This is a genomic window from Mesorhizobium sp. P3_A8 (assembly GCF_056402995.1).
The window spans coordinates 29,908-52,690 of record NZ_JBFUGI010000015.1 but is presented as its reverse complement, the minus strand read 5'-3'; the positions used below and the strand labels follow the sequence as shown (position 1 = coordinate 52,690).

Sequence of the window (22,783 nt, the reverse complement as noted above, 5' to 3'; positions counted from 1 at the left end):
ATGGTGGAAGTTTGGGGCGGCATTGAGTGCAGCGTGGTTCGTGTCGGGGGCGTGATCCGCGATCAGCTCGCCGAAACCGGACATTCAAAGCGCATCGAGGATTTGAATCTCGTCGCTTCCCTCGGCATCAAAACGCTTCGATATCCTGCGTTGTGGGAGCACGTCGAGGCTGTTGAGGGCATGGGTGACTGGGGCTGGTTGGACCAGCGGCTCCAACGGATGCGCCAACTCGGCATCACTCCAATGGCTGCCCTTGTCCATCATGGCAGCGGGCCGTGCTGGACGTCCGTTCTCGCCCCGGATTTTGCCGAACGTTTAGCCGCGTTTGCCGGTCGGCTCGCAGGTCGATACCCGTGGATAAAGACTTTCACGCCAATTAACGAACCGATGACGACCGCCCGTCTCAGCGGCCTCTATGGATTCTGGCACCCACACCGCACGGACGAGCCAAGTTGCCTGCGGCTTCTGGTTGCCCAATGCCGTGCGATAGCGATGACAATGTCGGCCATCCGCAAGATCATCCCCGATGCGCGTCTACTGCAGACCGAGGATTTCGGAAAGATCTTTGCCACGCCAGAGCTAGCATACCAAGCTGAATACGAGAACGGCCGGCGATGGTTATCGCTGGATCTGCTTTGTGGCCATGTCGGTCAGAGCCATCCTTTCTATGACCGTCTCCTCGACGCTGGGGTCCATCCAACCCACTTGGCAGAGTTGGAGGGGGCGCCCTGCACTCCGGACCTGATCGGCGTTGATTACTACCTCACCAGCGATCGGTTCCTCGATCATCGGGTCGAAAGGCACCCTCGAGAACCGGTCGGCGGCAACGGCATCGATTCTTATGTCGACATCGCCGCTATCCGCGCCGACGCGCCAGCCTGCGAACTCGGATTTACCTCGCGCCTGCGCGAGGTGTGGCGCCGCTACGCGCTACCAATGGCAATGGGAGAAGTGCACAACGCCTGCACCCGTGAGGAACAGCTGCGGTGGTTCATGGAGGGATGGGAGGCCGCCACTGAATGCGCGGCTGAGGGTATCGACGTACGTGCCGTCACCGCTTGGTCAATGTTCGGCGCCGTGGACTGGAATTCCATGATGATGCGCCAAGATGGATACTACGAATGCGGGGTGTTTGACGCTAGGGCAGGCCTTCCGCGCAGTACAGTTATGGCCGATGCCATTTCGGCCTTGGTCAATAAGCAATCGTTCGACCATCCCGTGCTTGCGCAGACAGGCTGGTGGCATGCGCCGCGCAAGAGGTTGGTAAAATCGCCTACGATCCAGCTGCGAGGATTTGACCGGCGACTATCGATTCTGGGGGAGTGTTGCAGTCGCCGTCGACTTCCAGCCCACGCTGCACCCCAGCATACAGGATCGCCGGATGAATGGGTTCAGCTAAGCATCGGGTACACCGGAGACGGCTCAGTAGCTGTCTTGTATGCCGACTATTGCCAAGGCACGAACTTCTCGCTCGCGGTGTCTGACAGTGTGGACTGGGTTGCCGGCTGCAACGCATTCCTCGACCTGGTGATCGACGGCCTTACCGGGTCCTATGAGCTGGTTTCCGCACATCCCGACAACCAGTATCGGGTTGCCAAGCGCCCAGCCCCAAATACCGCTGCCATGTTACGTCAGCGCTGATGCAGGATGATCTCGCTGGCCCGTCCTATTGACCGACAAACCAAAGGCGGCGGCAGGGATCGGCGACGCACGCCTGGGAATTTCATGCTGCTTGGCGATTTACACCGGCGCTGGTCAGCGCGCATCTCGCACCATACTGAGGTAGGTCGGATCAAATTCCGCGATCTCCTGCAGGCGCTCCCAGTCGATGATTGTCAACGACTGATCAGCCCAAGTGATAGCGCCAAGTTTACGAAGTTCGCCTACGACACGGTTCATATGGACCACCGACAGTCCCAGCACGTCGGCGAGTTCGGCCTGAGTTATAGGTAGACGGAAACTTAGGCCGGCCGTGCGATTTACCACCTTCAATCGGACATAAAGTTCGCAAATCAGATGGGCTAGATGGGAGATCTTGGATCGACGCCCCATAGCGACGATCCATTCCCGGTGGATCGCCCCGTCGACCAGGGTGTCCAACCACAGAAGGCGCGTAAGGTGAGGCGCCGTCTCTGTAATCTTTCGGAGCCGATTGTGATCGGCAAAAAGCACGCGACAGGCCGACAAGGCGATAATGCCATGGTCCATGGTCTTGAGCAGGAAAGCGTGAAGGTCGACGAAATCTCCCGGCACCTGAAGCGACGTGAATTGTCGACCGCCGTCCTCAAGCACTTTGTAGCGCGCTGCCAGTCCCTCGACCAGCAGGGTGCTATAGGTTGGACGGGATCCCGCAGACACCAAATCCTGACCGATGGCGAAATCACGTCCGATTGAAATCGTCTGCGTTAGCAAAGCCCGTTCGGTCTCTGAGAGAACATCGTGTTGTTCCAGCTGCAAAAAAAGCGATTCAAGCATTGCGCATCCCGAAGGTTGTAGGCGGAGAATCGCTGACTGCCCTGGCGGATTAGCGAGAAGAGCTGCAAGTCCCCCCAACTCAAAATAAGCTCGCCGGCGCAATCTGATATATTTTCTAACGAAACGCCAGGAGTGAAGGAACCACGATTCGTCGAGCAGATTTAGTAATCTGACGTCCTGGGGTGATCTTAATGGACCGATATTTTTTCGATGTTTACAACAGTGATGGCCAGGTTCTCGACGATGACGGCCAATTTTTCGAGTCGCGAGATCGCGCACGCGCCGAGGCGCTGCGGATCCTGCATGACATAGCTCGAGATGAAATGCCTGATCGCGACCTTGTCAAGCTCACTGTGAAGGTTAGGAGTGACGGAGGCGCACAGATGTTCGAAGCATCGTTGATCCTGACATCAGGCTGGAGCGCATAGACATAATGGTCCAGCTTTTTCGAATAAGGCCCACGGCGACTTTCAGCTAGGACATCGCCCCAAACTATCAAAGATATAGATAAGAGCGGCATTGATCGACGTGTAAGGGCAGCGCAACGGGAAGAGCGCCGCGGCGCCGTGAGCAGCGCAATTCACAGCCTTTCTGCTTTCCTAGAGCTGGGGCAGCAAGTGCGGAGGTGCGCGGGCCATTCGGACACAGCGCCACGCGACCTCGCGCGCACCTCGGTCGATATACGCGCGGGATCAAAGTGCCATCGAAAAACGCGCCGAATCCTAAACCTCATCACCAACATGGGTTACGACGTGCATAAAGACTGTCGTAGGGTCATCATCGTGCAAACAGACAGTTTGGAAAAATCCAAGCGTATACAACGCGACGGGATCGCGTGGAGCGACGACGCGAAACGATGGTGCTTGGCTTCGCCATATGACGCGATCTGTATCGGTGCCAAAAATCGCGCGGAACTCTGGGCCAAGTTCCATCACCGAACAGGACCACCTCGGATAGACAGGCATCGTCGCTAAAGGAATACAGAATGGGCAGGTCGATAAGTTTCTTTATCTGGCAGGACTCTCGGGATACATGGGCAGCTTATGATCGAGATTTCTGTCTCCAGGCTGATCACGGCGGTAAGCCTTGCGGGCTCAAGCGCGACGAAGCTGAGCGCTTTGCAGCAATGGCAAACGAGGAAATATTGAGCTGGAGGTCCGGTTCCAGGCAGAGCGGTTCAACCCCGGACCGGTGAGACCAAATACCGTGCGCCACAGCACTAGCGGCATCGAGGGCCTTTCCCGTGACGCGCGGCGTTCCCCTAGCGCTCCTGACCGCCTTCACGCCTGCCCTACCGAGACGACATCGTACCGCTTTTACCTGACTTCGACATACTGCTCGACGAGCATGTCCAGCTAGCGAGTGGTTTGATTATGCGCATCATGTGTTCCTCCATTCCGGTCGAGACCCACCGTGCTGAACGGCGAGTTGCTGGCCGAGGCTCGGTGGTGGATTAAGCTGCGGCCGACCGCCAGGGCCTGTCCTCCACAAATGCTTTCGCATCCTAGTCCCAGAAGAACTGGGCGATCATCACAAGGGCTGCGACCGCCATGACGGCCGTCGCAGCCCAGCCGACGGTCCTCATCAACCGGGGAACAGTTGCCTTGCCCATGATGTCGCTTCGCGCCGACATCATCATCATCACTGCCATGACGGGGACGGCGACCACGCCGTTGACCACCGCGCTCCAGTAGAGTGCCTTGATCGGATTGACGGGGGTGAAGTTCAGACAGGCGCCCAACAGCGTTGCGACCGCGATGGTCACATAAAACGCTTTGGCCTCCAGCGGCTTGCGATCGAGGCCGGTTGGCCATTTGCGGGCTTCGCCCAAGGCATACCCCGCAGACCCTGCCAGAACCGGGATCGCCAGCAGGCCGGTGCCGATCACGCCCAAGGCAAAGATTGCAAACGCAAACGCGCCTGCCACCGGCTTCAGCGCTTCGGCGGCCTGGCTGGTCGACTCGATGTCGGTGATGCCGTTGGCATGCAGCGTTGCACCAGCCGTAATCATGATGGCCAAGGCTACAAGATTGGAGAACGCCATCCCGACATATGTGTCGAGCCGGATGCGTTCGATCGCATTCTCGGCCTGCTCCGGCGCCTCCTTGAGGGGCTTGCGCTCCGGCTTGGCCTTCTGGTCTTCCACTTCCTGCGAGGCTTGCCAAAAGAACAGATATGGGCTGATGGTGGTTCCGAGGATCGCCACCACCGATGTCCAGAAGCCGGCGTTCACGGTCAATTTCGGGATGAAGAGACCGCGAGCGACGTCACCCCATGGGACATGCACGACCAACACAGTGCCAAAATAAGCGAAAAGGGACAGGGTCAACCATTTCAACACCGAGACGTAGCGGCTGTATTTGAGCAAGACCTGCAGGACGACGGACACCACCCCGAACAGGATGACATACGCGAGATGCGGCCCGCCGATAATCAATTTCAGGGCGTCGCCCATGGCACCGAGGTCGGCTCCGATGTTGATGGTGTTGGCGATGAGGAGCAACACGACAACCGACTGAAGTAGCCAGTTCGGATAATAACGGCGCATGTTCCCGGCAATCCCTTGGCCGGTGGTGCGCCCGATCCGTGCACTGATTTCCTGCACCACTGACATTAACGGATAGCTGAACAGCAACGTCCATGTAAGGCCGAAGCCGAACTGCGCACCTGCCTGGGAATAGGTGGCAATGCCGCTGGGATCGTCGTCGGACGCTCCCGTGATCAGGCCAGGTCCCAGGATGCCAAAAAACCGGGGCTTCGACGGGCCAACAACCGGATCGTTCTTTTCCATTCTCACAGCCTCCCTCCGCTCCGAGCGAGGTAACTTGCCGCCGTGGCAAAAGCTCCGTCATGAAGAAAATTATTCTACGTTTGCCGGCGAGCGGATGCAGGCTGCGCCATTTTCGCCGGTGGAATGTCCGGTCCCCGGCCTGACGCTTCGTCATGGATATCGAATGGTGGACGGGGACGGCGTAAAAGTGGCCGCGATGCGAGCAACTCCCGGACTCGAACGTCCTTGCCTGTGTGGCGGGAATCATCGCCGTGCTCAACGACAATGAGCACAATGCTCTCCCGGAGGCGCACGACGCACGGACGCAATCGGTTGCAAAGAGACCGGGATCTCGGAAGAGCAGGCCCGTGAGTTCACCGGCTGATCGCAACGTATCGCTATTCGCTGCTAAGAGAGGCGCGGCAGCTTCTCCGTCAGCGTCCGCGCTGGGAAGGACGGGTCCCCTGATCTCCACATCGAGTTTGTTCCCTATCGATCTGAACGCGCCAGTCTTGGAACGAACGGCCAGGTGCTGCGTTGCTGTGTGTTTTACTGTATCAGGAATCCCGGAATGAATGAACTGCCGCAGGCGAACGTTGTCGCCCTCAACAACCCCGGAGGGCCCGTAGAGGATAGCCTCGAATTCGATTATCGGGATTTTTTCGAGAATGGCGCCGTTGCCCTCCATCTCATAAGCGCGGAAGGCTTTATCCTGCACGCCAACAAAGCCGAGCTGAACCTGCTTGGCTATCCTGCGGAGGATTATGTCGGTCGCCATATCGCCGACTTCTACCCGGACCGGGACATGATCGACGACATTTTAAGCCGGCTCACGCGAGGCGAGAACATCGCCCGACATCCGGCGCGGTTGCGGGCCTGCGACGGGTCGATCAAGCATGTCGAAATCACCTCGAGCGGCCATTTCCGCAACGGCAAGCTGGTCAACACCAGATGCTTCACAGTCGACGTGACTGATCTGGAACGGACCCGTACGGAACTCAGGCAGCACGACAACACCTATCACCAGATTCTCGACGGCCTTCCGGTCGCCATCTACACGACTGATCAGCATGGCACCATTACCTATTGCAATCGCGCTGCTGCCGATATGGCAGGACGGGAGCCCGCGATCGGCAAGGACAAATGGTGCGTGACGTTCAAGCTGTTTACGGCCGACGGCAAGGAACTGCCGCATGACGAGTGCCCCATGGCCATTGCACTGAAGGAAAACCGGCCGGTCCGAAACCAGCAGGCCGTTGCGCAGCGTCCCGACGGATCCTTTTTTCCGTTCCTGCCCTACCCCACGCCGCTACGGGATGAGCATGGCAATCTGATCGGTGCCGTGAACATGCTACTTGACCTGACCGACCGCCAGCGTGCCGAGGAGGCCAGGCAGCATCTGTCAGGGATTGTTGAATCCTCGTTCGATGCAATCGTCAGCAAGGATCTTAACACCATCATCAAGAGCTGGAACCAAGGTGCCGAACGCCTGTTCGGATATACCGCCGACGAAGCAATCGGCCAGTCGGTGACGATACTGATCCCGCCTAATCATCAGGACGAGGAGCCCCGCATCCTCGAGCGCATCCGACGTGGCGAGCGCGTCGACACCTACGAAACGATCCGGCAGCGCAAGGACGGAAGCCTAGTGCCGGTCTCGCTGACGATATCGCCGGTGCGTAATGCGACTGGCCAGATAGTTGGAGCATCGAAGATTGCCCGGGACATTACGTCGGCGAGGGAAAGCGAGCAACGCATCCGCATGCTGATGCGCGAGGTCAACCATCGGGTGAAAAACCAGTACTCGGTCATCCTGTCGATGATCCGCGAGACCAACAAGCGATCGGAGACGCCGAGGGAGTTTGAATCGCAGGTACGGGAGCGCATCATGGCGCTATCGAGATCCCACGACCTGCTTGTATCCGCCGATTGGAAGGGCGCCAGTATCAATGAACTCTTGGCGGCCCAAGCCCAGCCATTCCCGAGGGGTGACGTGATCGAAATGTCCGGCCCATCGTTGGTACTCGGGCCCAATGCGGTCCAGTATCTTGGCATTGCCTTCCACGAACTCGCGACCAACTCGGCGAAATATGGCGTGCTCTCAGGGGATGACGGCCAGATTTTAGTCACATGGACCATCACCGGTTCCGGAGCATCGCGGCGCTTTCATCTCACCTGGGCTGAAACAGATGGGCCGCACGTCCAGACCATCGGAAAGGGCGGCTTTGGAACCGTGGTCTTGAAGCGGGTTGCGCCCGCAGCGGTGGGTGGGCAGGGAAACCTTGAATACGGTCCCCATGGGATCACTTGGAGCTTGGAAGCGCCGTTGGCAGGCGTGGATGGTTCTGTTCCCAATCAGCACTAGAAGCACAATTTGCCGACAGTATTCGTCACTCGATTCGCTTGATGCGGCCCTTGTCGAGCCGGAAAACCCCCGTGTTCCCGCCCTGCTTTTCAAAGTCGGTCTGCAGGTCGTCCCACGTCCCCAGGAATTCGCCGCAATCGCTGCAGACGATCCTGGTATCGGGCTGGGCATCAGCCGGTATTCTCAGCCGGATGGTCAGGCAGCGCGGACATTCAAGGTTGTGGTTGAGGTATGAGGTGGTCATGGCAGAGGGCAATTTACGCAGCAATGGGCCGTTTGCAAGACCGCGACCAGCGGTCCGCTATGGACCCGCTTGGCGACTTGGCGCACAGTTCGCGCTCGGTGCTTGGGAGCGTCATTATGCTCAGGCGGCGTCTCCTGCCCGACAAACTGCTGATGGTGTCGTGGCTGTGGAAGTGCGCAACCACAATGTCACCAAGCCGGGCGTCAGTGGTGGTGTCGACAACGGCGGCTGAAATGTGCCGACACTGGTGCTCGGCCCGCTGGCGTCGTTAGCGCCTTCTCGGCTTCGGCGCAGTCCTCTATTCTCGGGTCAGTCTGGTAAGTTCGAAAGCCCGCGCCCCTCTGGGAGCGCGGGCCGATCGGAGGCCCGATCTTCAGCAGGCGATGGAGGGCACCAACCTGCCGCGCGGGATAACCTTTAGAGGTGGCTAATGTTCCATCAAGCCAGATGCAGGCATGCTACGGTCCTGACCGGCGCGAAGTTTCGACAGCTATCTAGCCACATGGGCCACGTTGCCTACCGCCCTGGGTCACCGTCAGAGGCTCATGAAGAAGCGCCCAACACGTTGTGTATGAACCGCCGATGTTGGGTTTTCCTTTCTGGCTGTCATTCTGGCGGTAGACCGCACCGCGACAGCAAGACCATTCGACACGGTGGAGGATGCCGCGGCGTTTAACCGGCTGATGGCTGGTATTGAGCACCCCGGCAACGCGGGGAATTGACTCGCTAACCGACTCGCGGAAGAGGACGTTTCTTAAGTCGCCCGGCTCGAACGCATTTGAAGAGTCCATCACGCTTTCGCCCGGTCAGGGAATATGCGAGATGACCATTCGTGCAACGACGGACGAAATACAGTTGGCAAAGCTCACTACAATTCTGGATGGCTATTGCGAGCAGGCAGAGCGGGTAGGCATCCGGCGCGGCCGCACTTTGCGCTTCGGCTTATCGCCGTTTTCAGCGGGCGTATCGGCAGTCCAGACGATATCAGAGCGGCCCTTGATAGGGGCATCGAATGGTTTACTGACCAATCAATATTGGAGGGCTGCCCAGCCTCATTCGAATTGCTTGGGTTCAGAGGGCTGCGCTGGCCATCGCGGCCCTGGAACCGGGGAGCAGCAGCCGGCGACGCGCACCGGCGGTTTGGCAGGCCGGCTGTAGGGGAGCGACGACGCTTTCCATCAGGCTCGCTCATCAACCCTTCGGCGCGTCCCGTTCAAGATGCAACTCAATCTCTTCATGCTCTTCGATTAGCAGCAGCTTACCTTTCAGCGGGTTGCGCGAAATGATCACCAAATCGTCATCCTGATAGTCGGCTTCCCTCGCCATGCCTTCCTCAATCGGAACCTAATGTGCCGGCACAGCTTATTGGGGCATGAGCACTCGCGGAATCAACTTCCTCGACCGATGGTTGGCCAACAACGTTCCAGAGACGACGAAGGACGATGTCATCTCGGTCGATGAACTTACGCACAAGCTGATCGCCGACGCCAAGGCGCTCGGCATCAAGCGGGGCGAGATCGACGAAGAGGTCGACAGCCTCTACCGCACGATCCTCGACGCGATTGTGCATTACAATCCGGGGTTACCCGAATAGCCCTTGCTACCGACATTAAGACGAGCACATGTTTCCTTTATTTCGGCGAACATGTCGCAAATCGGAGATCGCCAAAACAGATCAAAACCTTTTCTCGCGTGTAGAAGCCGACGCTGTCTGGGAGGGCGGAAGTTGCACCTAGCCATATCGCATATTGGGGCCACTACCAGGCAACAACGCGGGTCCTGCAAAGCGGGCACTTGCTGGAGTGTTTGGTCGCCTCGTTAGGCCGGCAATGCAAACGCTACGTCAGGAAAAACTGTGCAAATAGCGATCGACCGAGGTTCAAGAGTTCGCTGGGCTTGTCTGCGGTGAAGTGACAGGCGATGAGAAACCCTGCCGCGACTGAGGCGAAAATGCCCGCGGTCTTAGCCAGCGCGTTGCTCGACGAACCTCATGGTCAGGGGCTGAAGGCGGAGGCGGCCTGCCGTGACAGCGATAGCGGTACTTCTTCGTCAGTGCAGATTTTTGGTAGTCTTCTTCATTTCGCGCTGCTCCTCGCTTTTCGGTCGGATGAAAACTGTTTGCGTTGGTGCGCCCTGTCAACTGCCGTGCTTAACGATGCCTTCGGAAGCCTCTCATCCCGATCCAGACTATCGACGAGGGCGACGACAGCTCTCGCCGCTTCTGACTTGCAGGAATAGTAGCGGCGCGCACCATCCGCGCGTGATTCCACAATCCGCTCCCCAGTCAGAAGCCCCAGGTGCTGTGAGGAGGCCGTACGGGAGAGCCCGATTAGCTTGGCCAACTCCCCAACCGTTTTTTCACCGTCTATCAAGTGAACGAGAATCAAAAAACGCTTGCCGTTGCCCACAATGCCAAGCCATCGCGCAACATACTTCGTGTTGCTGCGCAAGCCTAGGCGCGTCGCTGGCCGGCGCTGCAACGCAGGATTTGCCTCAATCTCGACGAGCCGCTGTCTGACATAAGATCCCATCATCGACCTTCGGGATTGCGTCGTTGGAAAAAGCCCGCCACTACAGAGGCAGTGACGGGCTCTTGTTTGTTCGCCCGGCCGAGGGACAACCGGGCAGACGATGAACTTCACTGACCGCGATCGGTTCCAACAAAAAACCGCGACCTCCGGCAAGCGGCCTTGTTGCTAGGGCAGGCATTTTCGGGGAAGGGTTGCGCTAGCCCAACAGGCAGTTTTTTCGGTGGCCGCGCGCGGCATGTGCAGCGGCATGTGCAAAAGTCGGCGGGCAAGCGTTAGCGCCGCACGCTGTAAGCAAACACTCGCTTCTGGCGAGAAATCTCTGACACCTGATCCACTCCTCTTCCTTGTAACGAAGCGTTACGGGCTTCCCGCAAGTGCTGGGATCAACCAGCCTCGGTCACGCGCAAGGAGTTGGTTGCTTATCCAGGAAGCCCGCCACCGACAGGGCGGTGACGGGCTCTTTGCGGTTCGGTCGGCGACCAGGTCGGTCGCATGCCTGAAGGAGGGCTGAACGTCAGTCGTAGATTTTGACGATTTTTCGGGTGCTCGGATCCACGAGCACGGTCCGGTTGTCGACCACGACATAACGGTATTTGACATCGGGAACTTCATGGAGTTCGACCGTGTCGGGAAGAGCAGTACCGATATTGAGTTCGACGCCGGGGATCTTCACCGAAGCGAGCGGCTGCTTCTTCACATACGTGCGCACAACGGTGTCCTGTTCCGGCGTGATGACAACATCCTGGGCCGCGACGGCGCCAACGCCAGCCATCAACAACAACGCGGCGGCAGCTCCTGTGAGGTGAAATTTCATGATGATCTCCTTTGTAAACGGGCCTCCGACAGGATTTCGAAGGCGGGTCCGAAAAACTTCAGCAGGTTGAAAACGTTCCGCAGGCCGGACTTCGGTCGCATTGCGTGTGGGACCTTGGTCCGAGCACCCGCTGCAATGGTCTTGGGTGAGGCGTCGACCGGAACCGAAACCGCATTGTGACTTTTGTGATGGAGGCTTTCGCGGGAGGAATAGATGGACAAGAGTATCGGACAAGCGCGCTGGTTGCTCGCACCGGTCTTTGCAATGGCCCTCACATTCCTGGCGATCGGAGTAGCGTTGGGATGACCCACGCATCACAGATCGGCGCTGGTCCGTCCCTTCCTGCGCCGATAGGGTTCGCCCGCATTTTCGTGTCGCGGGCGAACCCTGACCATCTCACAACACCTTCGCATCGAGATTGAAGAAGTGTAGCGACAGCGAGACCCGCCTTGTCGAAGTATGCTGCTCCATTAGCGAGAACGCGCGAAAGCGCGCGCCGCTCGGTTCGCGCCAGCCGCAGCGGGAGATGGGACAGCCCGCCCCGAGCATTTGCCGGCGCCACGAGACGGGCTGCGGAAGCTCGAACCCCCGTCCGCGACGCTTCCGACCTTCAAACTTCGAAGGCGAACAGACGTTCCATTAGCTTCGACTTAATAAATCACCGCCGGTCGTGGAACCTGCGTGGGGCTCGCCTCGCGGGCGGCGAAGTGAGCCAAGCCAAAATGTTGCAGCGTTGGCCAGCAGCGAGGAGACTACCGTCAAAGGAACGAGCCTGTTGAATATCAGGTTCGCCTTATCCGCAAAGCGCCCGCTTGTTCTTGGGGGCATTGAGCAGACAGGTCTGGAGGAGATGCCAGAATCAAACAACGCGCAGTCGGTCCAGTGGGCCCGCGACGATCCATCCGACAGGAGACGACCTGCTCAACGGAACCACGAGAACACCGGCGGAATCCACTTTTCAACCAGCCCCATTTGAGCGACGGTAGTGTCGCGGTTGGCGCACCAGGCTGAGATGCTCTCGGCGCTTACGCCGACGGCCATGGGGCAAAGAACCGCCAGCGGGTCGGCTGCCGAAGGTACACCTCTGCGCAGGCGCATTTCAGGGGAATCGCCCTCGCCGGAGGGCTGGATTCACCTCTCATGTCAAAGCTGGATTTCAGCGCCTGCCTGTTCGTCGAACACAACTGGGCACCCGCGCGCAATCGCCACCGCGCAGAGGGCGTTTGCCACCATATCGTCTGGCGACACGAAATCACCGGTTAGCACCCGCAACTCTTCCACGCCCTCTGCCATCGAGACAAAATTGCCGACCACCCGATCGCGCTTACAGGCCTCTACCACGCAAAGCAGATCGACCATTTCGAAGCTGCGCATATCTAGACTCCATAAAAATTGTCCCTTGCAGGGTGATGAAACGCATTGGCTGAATAATGTGTTCCGGGCCCTCGAAGGGACCCGCTCGCGGCTGCGGCCCCGCCGTTTGCTGAACGCAACCGGCGGCTCGATCCTCAGGTGCCCTCTTCAACTCTGCGAAGCATCATTGTCGCGTTCGACCGCTAGGCGAAATGCCAATTTGCGGAGGAAGATCGTTGGCGTTGTGGGCGCGCCCTGCCTGTTCGCGCTCGGCATTTCAGACTGCTAACCAACAACGGCCAAAAAGGGTGAGTCCTCGTCAACGGTAGTGACTTCGGCGTAGTCGATGGGCGCGGCAAATGCTTTCTGCGCTTTGACCCCTGCTAGTCGCAAGTGCGCCAGGGAACCCGCGCCACCGTTGCAAGTTCATGAGAGATGGCAAGTTGGCCTGCCGCGATCATGCTCACCTCGATAGGAGCAGGGGCCTCCTGTTGCGCACATGTCTGATGCGGGTGGCATGTGGTAGCTATACCGGCAAGGGAAAGTGCGAATGAGTTGCGAGGTCCCCGTCGCTTCGACGTTAGACGCGAAAGCGAGCGGGTTCAGACGTTTGCGCGGGGGGCTCGTTTATGTGGCCGTCGCCGTGATCGCCAGCTTACTGACTCTGCTCGCCATAAATCTGAAGCCAGAACCCCGCGCTTTGCGAGCGCTCGTTCCCCATCGTTTCGACGCCTCGGATCCGCAATTCGCCAGAACGATGAGCAGTTTCTCGCAAGGGCACATGTTCAATTCGAATGCCGTCCAAACCCTGGTCAACGGAGACCAGATTTTCCCATCGATGCTGCAATCGATCCGAGCGGCCCATTCAACGATCGATATGGAAACCTACATCTACTGGTCGGGTGCTGTCGGTCATGAGTTCGCGACATCGCTTGCCGCAAAAGCGCAACAGGGCGTTGAGGTCCGCGTCCTAGTCGACTGGGTCGGCAGTCTTCCTTTCGATGACGACCTGATCCACATCATGACAAGTGCCGGCGTGAAGTTCGAGCGCTATCGACCCCTCCACTGGTATACGCTTGACCGCGTAAACAATCGTACTCACCGTAAGCTGCTGATCGTGGATGGACGGGTCGCTTTTACCGGGGGCGTCGGCATCGCCGACAACTGGAGAGGAAAGGCGCGCGGCCCGGATGAGTGGCGTGACACGCACTACCGAATCGAAGGACCGGCGACATCCAGTTTCCAGGCGGCATTCGCGGAAAATTGGTTGGAGACAACCGGGGAGACGTTGCTGGGTGGGAAGTTCTATCCTCCACCCGAACCAGCGGGAGCGCTTGACGCCCAGTTGATACTTTCTTCGCAGCCGAATGGATCGGAGGCCATGGAACTGATGATGTTGGCAGCGATGGCTGCTGCCAAGGATCACCTGCGTATTGGGATGGCATATTTCGTGCCGGACGACATCGCCCTCCAGCAAATCCTGGATGCCAGGAAACGCGGCGTGTCGGTTGATGTCATCGTCCCCAATTCGCTGACCGACGTGCCGCTAACGCGAAAGGCGTCGCGCTACTTCTGGGGCACATTGCTCAAAGCCGGTGTTCGGATCTTCGAGTTTCAGCCGACAATGTACCATCCCAAACTCTTGATCGTTGACGATGTCTGGGCGAGCTTCGGTTCAGCAAATTTGGATCAGCGCTCCTTACGTCTCAACGACGAAGCCACGCTTAACGTTTACGGCAAGGATTTTGCAAAGACGCAAATCGATTTGTTCAATCAAGATCTTCAGCGGTCCAGGCAGATTAGCCTGGAAGAATGGCAAGCGCGTCCCCTGAATGAGAAGCTCACAGACTGGTTTGCCAGCCGGTTGGGGTCACAACTTTAACTGGCGTCTGCTCGCGCCCAAACCGGAGAAGCCGCAACTGTCATGAATTCGCCCATTCATGACGAGTCCCACCGTCGCTCGCAGGGCCTGATTGACAGAGCCACCTGCGGCCAACCCCGGCGTGCCACCGCCTTCAAGGCCTCGCCTTAGCTGGCCGCCCGCCCCCCACTGGTTGCGCAACCGATACGAGCCGACGCCATCAATTTCGACTTCCGTTAGTGAACGGAAAACGAACACACATTCCGGCCGCCTGTCGCCTCGCTGCTTGGCGTCGATGGCAGACCCGCTTGAATGATTATGCGAACGGCCGATTGTCCAAGAGGTGGTCGCCGGCCACCGGAAACCCGATCTAACGCTCTTCCTTCTTTGCCTTGGCAAAGCCCCGATCCGTCGCGATAAACCTTTCCAGCATCGGCGCGATGAGGCGCGACGGATTGGCAGCGAGTTGCCCGGTCTCGCGCGCAAGGATTTCTGCGTACTTCGCCAGGTCACGATGCAGGGGCGCCGGCAGTTCCACCGTAACCTTTACCGGCTTATCGTCGGCGATCATTGCAAGCTTCAATTTGGCCATGTCAACCTCCGTATGGCACCAGGGCGAGGTCACGGGTAACGAGGACACGAACGGGAAACCCAGGTCGGATCGTAAGGGTTGGGGCGATAGCGAGTTGCCGTTGAACCACCTGTTGGCCTACCTGGCTGACGCTATCGGAAGCGCCGCTGCGCAGGGCACGCACGATGTCGCTGTCTTGATCCGAGGAACCGGCCTGCGCGCCGATGCTCAGAACCGTCGACAACGCCGCAGCCTTGAACAAGTCGCCCCAGTGGTAGTCGACTTCGTCCTTCAGGCCGGCATAGCCCTGAGCATCGGCGCCAGGCTGACGCTCCAGAACGATGGAACGTCCGTCGGGAAAGATCAGCCTGTTCCAGACAAGCAGGACGCGACTCTGGCCCGAACCAATTCCGTTGTCGTACTGCCCGACAATACGAGTGCCTTGGGGAATAAGCAGCGAGCGGCCGGTGGGACTGTCATAGACGTTTTCGGTTACCTGAGCGCTGATCTGGCCGGGCAGGTCCGACCGGATGCCCGTAATGAGCGCGGCTGGAATCACGGCACCGGCCTGAAGCACATAAGGCGACGCCGGAGCCGTGACGTGATCTGGCGCGACTGTACGCCGGTCAGCGGCGGCGGACAGGAAGGAAAGCTGGCGATCCCCGGCATTTGGCTGACCGACCTGACTGGCGAGGTCATTCATGGCGGGCGCGGACGCTTCGGCGGTCCTGGCGTCTCCTTGCCCTGTCTGGAAAAGGACCTGCGAGGTTCTTGCCGCTTCCTCCTCAGCCCGCCGGCGTTGCTCGGCTTCGTCAATCGCGGGGCTTGCGATCGAGGGAGGCACGACGGCCTGTCCCTTGTTTTGGGCATCGAGGATCGGCCTGCCGAGATCACCAGGTAGCGGGGGTCCAAGGACCGGGCCGGCATAGTCGCGCGGCAGGCGTGCCAGTCCGTCAGCGGGCGGCCGATTGGAGGTAGGGTAGAGCTCTTCGCCCTGCTTGATCGTATTCGCGTCCCGCAAAGCGTAAATCAGCGCGCCCCCGATACCGAGCGAGGCTACGAAACCGATGCCTGCGAGCATCTTGCGCGACAGACGCGTCACGCGCGGCGGGTCGGCGCGAAGGCGCATGGGTTCGGCGGCCATATCCTTCTCGTTCATGGCTGCATCGCTCCCCTTTGCGTTGCGTTCGGCGCATTCGACGCTGCGCCGTCGCTCAGCCTCCGCCAAAACCCATCGGCTCTTCGTCCGTCGGTGCGGACGATCCTTACCGTCTGCTGCCGCTTGGCGGCGCCAAGACGCAGTTCGGCCGCACCAAAAAGGCGGTCGACGATCAGGACGTTTTGATAGACGCGGCTATTGGTGATTTCAGCCTGGCCGTCCGGACCGATGACAAAAATCGGCGGCATCTCGCCCTGCACGATGCCGCGCGGAAACTCGACATAGACCCTGCGGCCGTCGTCATAGGCGCTCACCGGCTTCCAGGGCGGGCTGTCGCCGGTAAGGCCATAGCGATAGTTGCGCACAGTAACGTCCGGTATCACCGGCGTTGTGGCAACGGTCTTCAGGGACCCCGCTTTCAGAGCCGGATAGGACCACGCAACGGCAGGCATGTATGGCTTCGTGCCTGCCCGGAGCTCAAGCATATAGCTGCGCCGGTCGGTGGCGATGATGAGGTTCGTTGTGATGTCCGCCCGCGAGGGTTTCACCAGGACGTGGACGCGCCGGGCAATGCCGGAGCCGCTTTCGGTGTCGCCGATGATCCAGCGCGCGGTATCCCCGGCGGCGATCGGACCGTCTCCGGTCAGGCTCTCGCCCGGCTCAAGCGCGATGTCCGTTATCTGGCCAGGCGCGGCATAGACCTGATAGAGCGCTCCTTCGCTCCATGGATAGATCTGAATGGCATTGTAGTAGCCCTCCCGGCGGGGCTCCACGCGCGCCGCAACGTTTGCGTTCTCGACACGCGCGGCCGGCGTTTCGCCGATGGCGCCTCCTTGCGCGGGAGCCCAGCCTGGCGGCACACGAAGGGGCTTGGGCCTTTGGTCCGTCGCGGCGACTGGTGCCGACGGCAAAGGCGGAACATAGGCATCGTAGCTGATCGTCGGCGGCTTCTTCAAAGGCGTGGCGCAGCTCGCCAGCAGCGTCGTCCCCGAGACCAGCATGGCCGATAGCAGGTAGCTTGAGAAAATCGTGCCGGCAGCAAGCCGCGATGTCGGGCTCATTGGCTCATCTCCCGCGACCAGTTGATGGCGTTGACGTAGATGCCGAGTGGATTGGCGCGAAGACGTTCGGCGTCGTCCGGCATCTGCGTCACGATTGTCAGGATCGCGGTCCAGCGCTCGGTGCCGGAAAGCTGGCCGTTTTCATAGTGACGCTCGATCCAGGCGACACGAAAGGAGCCCGGCGAGGCCCGGATGACCGAAGAAATCTCGACCGCGACCTGCTGCTTGCCGACCCTGGAGAAAGGGTCGTTGGCGCGAGCATAGTCGTTGAGCGCCGCAGCGCCCTGATCGGTGGTCCAATCGTAGGCGCGCAGCCAGTCCTGGCGCAGGATGATCGGGTCGGCGGGGATAGAGCGCACCTGTTCGACAAAGCGGGCGAGATGCCACGCTATCTGAGGATCGGTCGGCTTGTAGTCGGCGATCGCGGGCGCGGTCGCTTGAGCCTGGCCCAGCGCATCGACCTGCACGACCCAGGGCACGACAGTACCGCGGCCCAATTGCCAGACCAGTGAAGTGGCGAGGCCTGCCGACAAGATGAGCGACCCGAACGCCATGGCGCGCCAGTTGCGTGCCTGCACGCGAGCAGAGCCGATGCGTTCATCCCAGATCTGCTCCGCCTTTTGATAGGGGGTTTCCGGTCGAGGGGTCTTGCCGTAGTGGACGGCAGGGCGCCTAAAGATATTCATCTTGTCATTTGCCTTCAGAAAGAGAAATCGAAGCTCCGCCGCCATGGCTGTCGCCGGCGCGCACTGCGTGGGCGGCGGTCTGGGCGCCGTGAGCGAGGCGCTGAGAGCGCTGCAAGCGTCTGGCCCATTCCGGCTGTCCGTGAGTGCCGGATGGCTTGCCCGCGCCGGACGCAGGAGCCGCGGCTGCCGACGCGGCATCGCCGATCGTTCCCGAACTGGCGCCGGATGCGAAGCTGGACTTAAGCGATTGACCGGTGTTTGCGGCTGCGCGCTTGAGGGGGGAGGCTGCCGCCGAAGCGCCAGCGCGCGCAATGCCGCCCAAACCGGAGGCGATGCCTGCCACGCCAGCTTGGCCGGCGGCGCCACGCGTATAAGCGGCCGAGACGCCGCCAGCCAGTGATGTCCCGCCACGCGCGGCTGACATCGCGCTCGATAATGCGGCTGTCTCACCTCGCGCCGCCAGGCCGGCTGCGCCATGGCCCGCAACCGCCATGCCGCCCGCAGCAAGGCCAGTGCCGACGGCCGCACCGGCGCCAAGCTGAGGTCCACCCGCGACGAGGCCGTTGGCGATGCCGGGACCGAAGATGCCGAGGCCAAGCAGCGACAGCGCCGCCAGCACGATCGCCATGGCCTGGTCGATGGTGGGGCTCTCACCGCCGAAGCCTTGGGTGAATTCGCCGAAGAGCGTCGATCCGATGCCGATGACGACGGCAAGCACCAGAACCTTGATGCCGGACGAGATTACATTGCCGAGCACGCGCTCGGCCATGAAGGCAGTCTTGCCGAAAAGGCCGAAAGGGATCAGCACGAAGCCGGCCAGCGTCGCCAGCTTGAACTCGATCAGCGTCACAAAGAGCTGCACCGCCAAGATGAAGAAGGCGAGCAGGACAAGCGCCCATGCAAAGAGCAGGCAAGCGATCTGGATGAAGTTCTCAAAGAAGGAGACATAGCCCATCAAACCGGAGATCGCCTCAAGCAATGGTCGTCCGGCGTCGAGGCCGGTTTGCGCCACCTTGCCGGGGTGCAGCAGGTCCTGTGCCGAGAAGCCGGTTCCACTCGCCTTGAGACCAAGACCGGAGAAACTCTCGAACACGATTTGGGCGAGACCGTTCCAGTTGGAGATCAGGTAGGCGAAGACACCGACGAACAGCGTCTTCTTGACAAGCCGAGCAAGGATGTCGTCATCAACGCCCCAGCTCCAGAAGAGCGCGGCCAGCGTCACGTCGATGACGATCAGCGTGGTGGCGACGAAGGCGACCTCGCCACCAAGGAGGCCGAAACCGCTGTCGATGTAGCGGGTGAAAGTGGCCAGGAATTGGTCGATGACACCTGTATTGCCCATACCTATTTGCCCCAGCGCATGGCAGCATCTGGAGACTGCAAAGCGGCCGGATCGCCTATCGAACGGCCCGATGGCTCTTTGAAACCGAGGAAGCGATCGCGCTGTTCGGCCCACAGCCGCGCACATCCATCGTCACCCAGGGCCGCCTCGCCGAGGGCCTGGCAGCGGCGCAGACCTTCGCGAAGCGGATTCGGCATCAAGCCCGCGGTTGCGTGCGCGCCCTCGCCCGCCGGCTTGTTCTCCTTCCGGCTCATACCGACCGCGGCCGCCGAGAGGGCGGCCGCGACAAGGATGACCGCCACCGTGCGAGCTAGGGTTTTGCCGTCCATGGCCATCGACCTCAGCGGTTGAACATTTGGGCCGAGCCGGCCTCGTAGCCCGAGCCGGGCGTGAGGAAGCGGCGGCGCTGCTCGCGGCCCTGATCGACCGCGGCTGCACGTTCGGCCTCAGTCAGCGCCTGGGCACGGCCGTTGGCGGCGACAACAGCGGTCAAGTCCGCGAGCTGCTGGCCCTGAAGCGCAAGAAGCTGATTGCCAGCTTGTGTCGCCTGCAGCGCTCCGGTCGCCGATTGGCTGGCGCCGACCAACGCCGACATCTGCGCGCGGCCGGTCTCGATGTTTCCAACGACGCCCGCCTGGACGCGCATGGCGTCCTGAAGGCCGCCCACCGTGTTTTGCCAGCGCGAGCGCGCATCCGTGACGAGCTGGTGGTCCGATGCAGAGAGCGAGACGCTGCCGTATTGCTGCTGAAAGGCCTTGTCGACCTGCTGGACGTCGAAGGCGATGTTCTGTGCTTGCCCGAGAAGCTGTTGCGTGCGTTGCACCGACTGTTGCAGTTGCTGCAGCGAGGACAAAGGCAGGCTCGCCAGGTTGCGCGCCTGGTTGATCAGCATCTGGGCCTGGTTCTGAAGCGAGGTGATCTGGTTTGTGATCTGCTGCAGCGAACGCGCGGCCGTCAGAACATTCTGGGAATAGTTCGATGGATCAAACACGATGAAGGCATACGCTGGGGCAGTCATCATCGGCGTGATGGTGACCGGAGCGGCGAGCATCGCCGCGACGAGAAGCAGGGCGCGCGGGCGGCTTTGACGAACAGTCATGGTTGGGGATCCTTTTCAGACTCAGGGACGGTGAGGTTGGGAATGAGGTCGGCGGCCCAGCCGACGTGGCGGGCGCGCAGCCAGGCCGCCAGGAAGCCGTGGCGGCCATGCTCGGCGATGATGCTGCCGATCAGGGCTTGATCGCTCTTCGAGGACGCGGCGCAAAGTGCCAGCCCGACCTCGGACAGGCCGAGCTCGAAGAGACGGTCGCCGCGACGGGACTGGCAGTAGTAATCGCGCTTGGGTGTCGCTCGTGCCAGGATTTCGATCTGGCGGTCGTTCAGGCCGAAGCGCCGATAGATGGCGGTAATCTGCGGCTCAACCGCGCGCTCATTGGGCAACAGCAGCCGGGTTGGACAGCTTTCGATGATCGCCGGCGCGATGGTCGAATTGTCGATATCGGCAAGCGACTGGGTGGCGAAGACGACGCTGGCGTTCTTCTTGCGCAGCGTTTTCAGCCACTCGCGCAACTGCCCGGCAAACCCCTCGTCATCGAGGGCAAGCCAGCCTTCGTCGATGATGAGCAACGTTGGACGCCCGTCGAGCCGGTCGCCGATGCGATGGAACAGATAGGACAGGACAGCCGGCGCGGCTTGCGTGCCCACCAATCCTTCGATCTCGAAGGCCTGCACGGATGCCTGTCCGAGGTGTTCGGCCTCGGCGTCGAGCAATCGGCCGTGAGCGCCTCCGACACAGTACGGGCGCAATGCCTGTTTCAGGTCATTGGCTTGCAAGAGCACACTGAGCCCGGTGATGGTGCGCTCCTCGACGGGAGCCGAGGCAAGCGACGTCAGCGCCGCCCAGATCTGCTCCTTTGCGTCCGGTGTGATCTGGATGCCCTCGCGCATCAGGATCGCGACGATCCAGTCCGCCGCCCAGGCACGCTCGTATGTGTCATGAACCCGGGCGAGCGGCTGCAGCGAAACGGAGGCGTCCATGCCTTCGGTGAGGTGCCCCCCGAGATCGTGCCAGTCGCCACCCATGGCGAGCGCCGCGGCGCGGATGGAGCCGCCGAAGTCGAATGCGAAGATCTGAGCCTTGCGGTAGCGGCAGAACTGCAGCGCCATCAGCGCGAGCAGCACCGACTTGCCGGCGCCGGTGGGGCCGACGACCAGCGTATGGCCGACATCGCCGACATGAAGGACCAACCGGAACGGGGTCGAGCCTTCGGTCTTGCCGTAAAGCAAGGGAGGACTGACAAGATGCTCGTCCCGTTCCGGCCCCGCCCACACGGCAGAAAGAGGCATCATGTGGGCGAGATTGAGCGTTGAGATGGGCGGCTGGCGGACATTGGCGTAGGCGTGCCCGGGCAAGGAGCCGAGCCAGGCGTCGACGGCGTTGACGGTCTCGGCAATCGCCGTGAAGTCGCGGCCCTGGATGACCTTTTCGACAAGCCGCAATTTCTCGTCGGCGACGCGCGGGTCGCAATCCCAGATGGCGACGGTCGCGGTGACATAGGCCATGCCCGCCATGTCGGCGCCGAGCTCCTGCAGCGCCGTATCGGCGTCGGCCGCCTTGTTGGCGGCGTCGGTGTCGAGGAGGGCCGAGGCTTCATTGGTCATCACCTCCTTGAGGATCGAGGCGATGCTCTTGCGCTTGGCAAACCATTGCCGCCGTATCCTGGTCAACAGGCGGACAGCGTCGACCTTGTCGAGCAGGATCGCGCGGGTCGACCAGCGGTAGGGGAAGGCCAGCCGATTGAGGTCATCAAGCAGGCCGGGTGTCGTGGCGGTCGGAAAGCCGACAATCGAGAGCACGCGAAGGTGCTTGTCGCCAAGACGCGGTTCGAGCCCGCCGGCCAGCGGTTCGTCGGCCAGCAGCGCATCGAGATAGATCGGCGTCTCGGGGACGCGTACCTTATGGCGTTTGGTGGAGATCGTCGAATGCAGGTAGGTGAGCGTTTCGCCGTCATCGAGCCAGTGGCATTCCGGCATGAAACCGTCGAGCAGGGACAGCACGCGCTCTGTCCTGTCGACAAAGGCGCGCACGATCTCGCCCGGGTCCGCGTCCGACTGGCCGCGACCCTCATAAAGCCACCCCTCGGCGCGCGTGGCGTCTTCGGGCGGTGGCAAAAACAGGAATGTGAGAAAGTAGCTCGATACGAAATGAACCCCCTCTTCGTCGAAATCGGCTTTGCGCTCGGCATCGAGCAGGCTGGAGGCCGCATTGGAAAACTGGCTCTCGGGATAGGAGGCGGCTTCGTGCCGCTGCGCTTCGACAAAGACGCTCCAACCCGAGCCGAGGCGACGAAAGGCATTGTTTATGCGCGACGCCACTGCAACCAGCTCTGCCGCGACGGCGGAGTCGAGATCGGGGCCGCGAAACCTCGCGGTGCGCTGAAAACTGCCATCCTTGTTGAGCACGACGCCCGGCGCGACCAGTGCTGCCCAAGGCAGGTAGTCGGCAAGGCGAGCAGCGGTGCGGCGGTATTCGGCAAGGCTCATCATGGCGG

20 protein-coding genes are annotated in these 22,783 nt (G+C 60.7%); 5 read left to right on the top strand and 15 right to left on the bottom strand.

Going from position 1 to position 22,783, the window contains the following annotated elements:
* Positions 1–1,641 carry a glycoside hydrolase family 1 protein gene (locus AC1DX4_RS29320; protein WP_477223628.1) on the top strand — a complete coding sequence of 547 codons (1,641 nt, stop codon included), beginning with the start codon at positions 1–3 and terminating at the stop codon, positions 1,639–1,641.
* A 114-nt stretch (positions 1,642–1,755) separates the two neighbouring features.
* Here the strand turns inward: AC1DX4_RS29320 and AC1DX4_RS29315 are convergent, their stop codons facing one another.
* Positions 1,756–2,475 (bottom strand): Crp/Fnr family transcriptional regulator, encoded by a 720-nt coding sequence (locus AC1DX4_RS29315; protein ID WP_477223627.1) that lies wholly within the window; start codon positions 2,473–2,475, stop codon positions 1,756–1,758.
* A 191-nt stretch (positions 2,476–2,666) separates the two neighbouring features.
* On the opposite strand from AC1DX4_RS29315, the gene AC1DX4_RS29310 reads away from it, so the two are divergent.
* Entirely contained in the window at positions 2,667–2,903 is a 237-nt protein-coding gene (locus AC1DX4_RS29310) for a DUF6894 family protein (RefSeq protein ID WP_477223626.1), read from the top strand.
* 1,076 nt (positions 2,904–3,979) lie between these two features.
* Here AC1DX4_RS29310 and AC1DX4_RS29305 read toward each other — a convergent pair.
* A complete protein-coding gene (locus AC1DX4_RS29305; protein WP_477223625.1) occupies positions 3,980–5,266 on the bottom strand; it encodes an NRAMP family divalent metal transporter in 1,287 nt (428 codons plus the stop codon).
* Positions 5,267–5,816: 550 nt separating this feature from the next.
* Between AC1DX4_RS29305 and AC1DX4_RS29300 the strand changes: the two genes are divergently transcribed.
* Positions 5,817–7,610, top strand: a complete 1,794-nt coding sequence (locus AC1DX4_RS29300) for a PAS domain S-box protein (protein ID WP_477223624.1) — start codon at positions 5,817–5,819, stop codon at positions 7,608–7,610.
* A 25-nt stretch (positions 7,611–7,635) separates the two neighbouring features.
* Here the strand turns inward: AC1DX4_RS29300 and AC1DX4_RS29295 are convergent, their stop codons facing one another.
* Both AC1DX4_RS29295 and AC1DX4_RS29290 read right to left on the bottom strand, forming a co-directional pair.
* Positions 7,636–7,854, bottom strand: coding sequence for a hypothetical protein (locus AC1DX4_RS29295; protein ID WP_477223623.1), 219 nt, complete (start codon positions 7,852–7,854; stop codon positions 7,636–7,638).
* A 1,191-nt stretch (positions 7,855–9,045) separates the two neighbouring features.
* A complete protein-coding gene (locus AC1DX4_RS29290; protein WP_477223622.1) occupies positions 9,046–9,180 on the bottom strand; it encodes a hypothetical protein in 135 nt (44 codons plus the stop codon).
* Between the two features lie 46 nt (positions 9,181–9,226).
* On the opposite strand from AC1DX4_RS29290, the gene AC1DX4_RS29285 reads away from it, so the two are divergent.
* Positions 9,227–9,448 (top strand): DUF768 domain-containing protein, encoded by a 222-nt coding sequence (locus tag AC1DX4_RS29285; protein ID WP_477223621.1) that lies wholly within the window; start codon positions 9,227–9,229, stop codon positions 9,446–9,448.
* A gap of 481 nt (positions 9,449–9,929) precedes the next feature.
* Here AC1DX4_RS29285 and AC1DX4_RS29280 read toward each other — a convergent pair whose 3' ends face one another.
* The 3 genes from AC1DX4_RS29280 to AC1DX4_RS29270 form a co-directional block, all read right to left on the bottom strand.
* A complete protein-coding gene (locus AC1DX4_RS29280; RefSeq protein WP_477223744.1) occupies positions 9,930–10,385 on the bottom strand; it encodes an ArsR/SmtB family transcription factor in 456 nt (151 codons plus the stop codon).
* Positions 10,386–10,899: 514 nt separating this feature from the next.
* Positions 10,900–11,199, bottom strand: coding sequence for a DUF1236 domain-containing protein (locus tag AC1DX4_RS29275; protein ID WP_477223620.1), 300 nt, complete (start codon positions 11,197–11,199; stop codon positions 10,900–10,902).
* Positions 11,200–12,342: 1,143 nt separating this feature from the next.
* The gene (locus AC1DX4_RS29270) at positions 12,343–12,573 is read right to left on the bottom strand and encodes a hypothetical protein (protein ID WP_477223619.1); all 231 of its coding nucleotides are present in this window, start codon (positions 12,571–12,573) and stop codon (positions 12,343–12,345) included.
* A gap of 529 nt (positions 12,574–13,102) precedes the next feature.
* On the opposite strand from AC1DX4_RS29270, the gene AC1DX4_RS29265 reads away from it, so the two are divergent.
* Positions 13,103–14,434 carry a phospholipase D-like domain-containing protein gene (locus tag AC1DX4_RS29265; RefSeq protein WP_477223618.1) on the top strand — a complete coding sequence of 444 codons (1,332 nt, stop codon included), beginning with the start codon at positions 13,103–13,105 and terminating at the stop codon, positions 14,432–14,434.
* Between the two features lie 349 nt (positions 14,435–14,783).
* Here AC1DX4_RS29265 and AC1DX4_RS29260 read toward each other — a convergent pair whose 3' ends face one another.
* From AC1DX4_RS29260 to trbE, 8 genes are read right to left on the bottom strand one after another with little or no spacing between them, the layout of a single operon-like run.
* Positions 14,784–15,005, bottom strand: a complete 222-nt coding sequence (locus tag AC1DX4_RS29260) for a DUF2274 domain-containing protein (RefSeq protein ID WP_477223617.1) — start codon at positions 15,003–15,005, stop codon at positions 14,784–14,786.
* 1 nt (position 15,006) lies between these two features.
* Positions 15,007–16,143: a TraB/TrbI/VirB10 family type IV secretion system protein gene (locus AC1DX4_RS29255; RefSeq protein ID WP_477223616.1), complete on the bottom strand. Its 1,137-nt coding sequence runs from the start codon at positions 16,141–16,143 to the stop codon at positions 15,007–15,009.
* Positions 16,140–17,204 (bottom strand): P-type conjugative transfer protein TrbG, encoded by a 1,065-nt coding sequence (gene trbG, locus AC1DX4_RS29250; protein ID WP_477223615.1) that lies wholly within the window; start codon positions 17,202–17,204, stop codon positions 16,140–16,142. The genes AC1DX4_RS29255 and trbG overlap by 4 nt, the downstream gene beginning before the upstream one ends.
* Complete coding sequence (gene trbF / locus AC1DX4_RS29245; RefSeq protein ID WP_477223614.1) at positions 17,201–17,890, bottom strand: conjugal transfer protein TrbF; 690 nt, start codon at positions 17,888–17,890, stop codon at positions 17,201–17,203. The genes trbG and trbF overlap by 4 nt, the downstream gene beginning before the upstream one ends.
* A gap of 4 nt (positions 17,891–17,894) precedes the next feature.
* Positions 17,895–19,232, bottom strand: coding sequence for a P-type conjugative transfer protein TrbL (gene trbL / locus AC1DX4_RS29240; protein ID WP_477223613.1), 1,338 nt, complete (start codon positions 19,230–19,232; stop codon positions 17,895–17,897).
* A 2-nt stretch (positions 19,233–19,234) separates the two neighbouring features.
* Positions 19,235–19,561, bottom strand: a complete 327-nt coding sequence (gene trbK-alt / locus AC1DX4_RS29235) for a putative entry exclusion protein TrbK-alt (RefSeq protein WP_477223612.1) — start codon at positions 19,559–19,561, stop codon at positions 19,235–19,237.
* 11 nt (positions 19,562–19,572) lie between these two features.
* Positions 19,573–20,331, bottom strand: a complete 759-nt coding sequence (trbJ, locus tag AC1DX4_RS29230) for a P-type conjugative transfer protein TrbJ (protein ID WP_477223611.1) — start codon at positions 20,329–20,331, stop codon at positions 19,573–19,575.
* A complete protein-coding gene (trbE, locus tag AC1DX4_RS29225; protein ID WP_477223610.1) occupies positions 20,328–22,778 on the bottom strand; it encodes a conjugal transfer protein TrbE in 2,451 nt (816 codons plus the stop codon). Before trbE ends, trbJ begins: the two co-directional genes overlap by 4 nt.
* Positions 22,779–22,783: the final 5 nt, after the last annotated feature.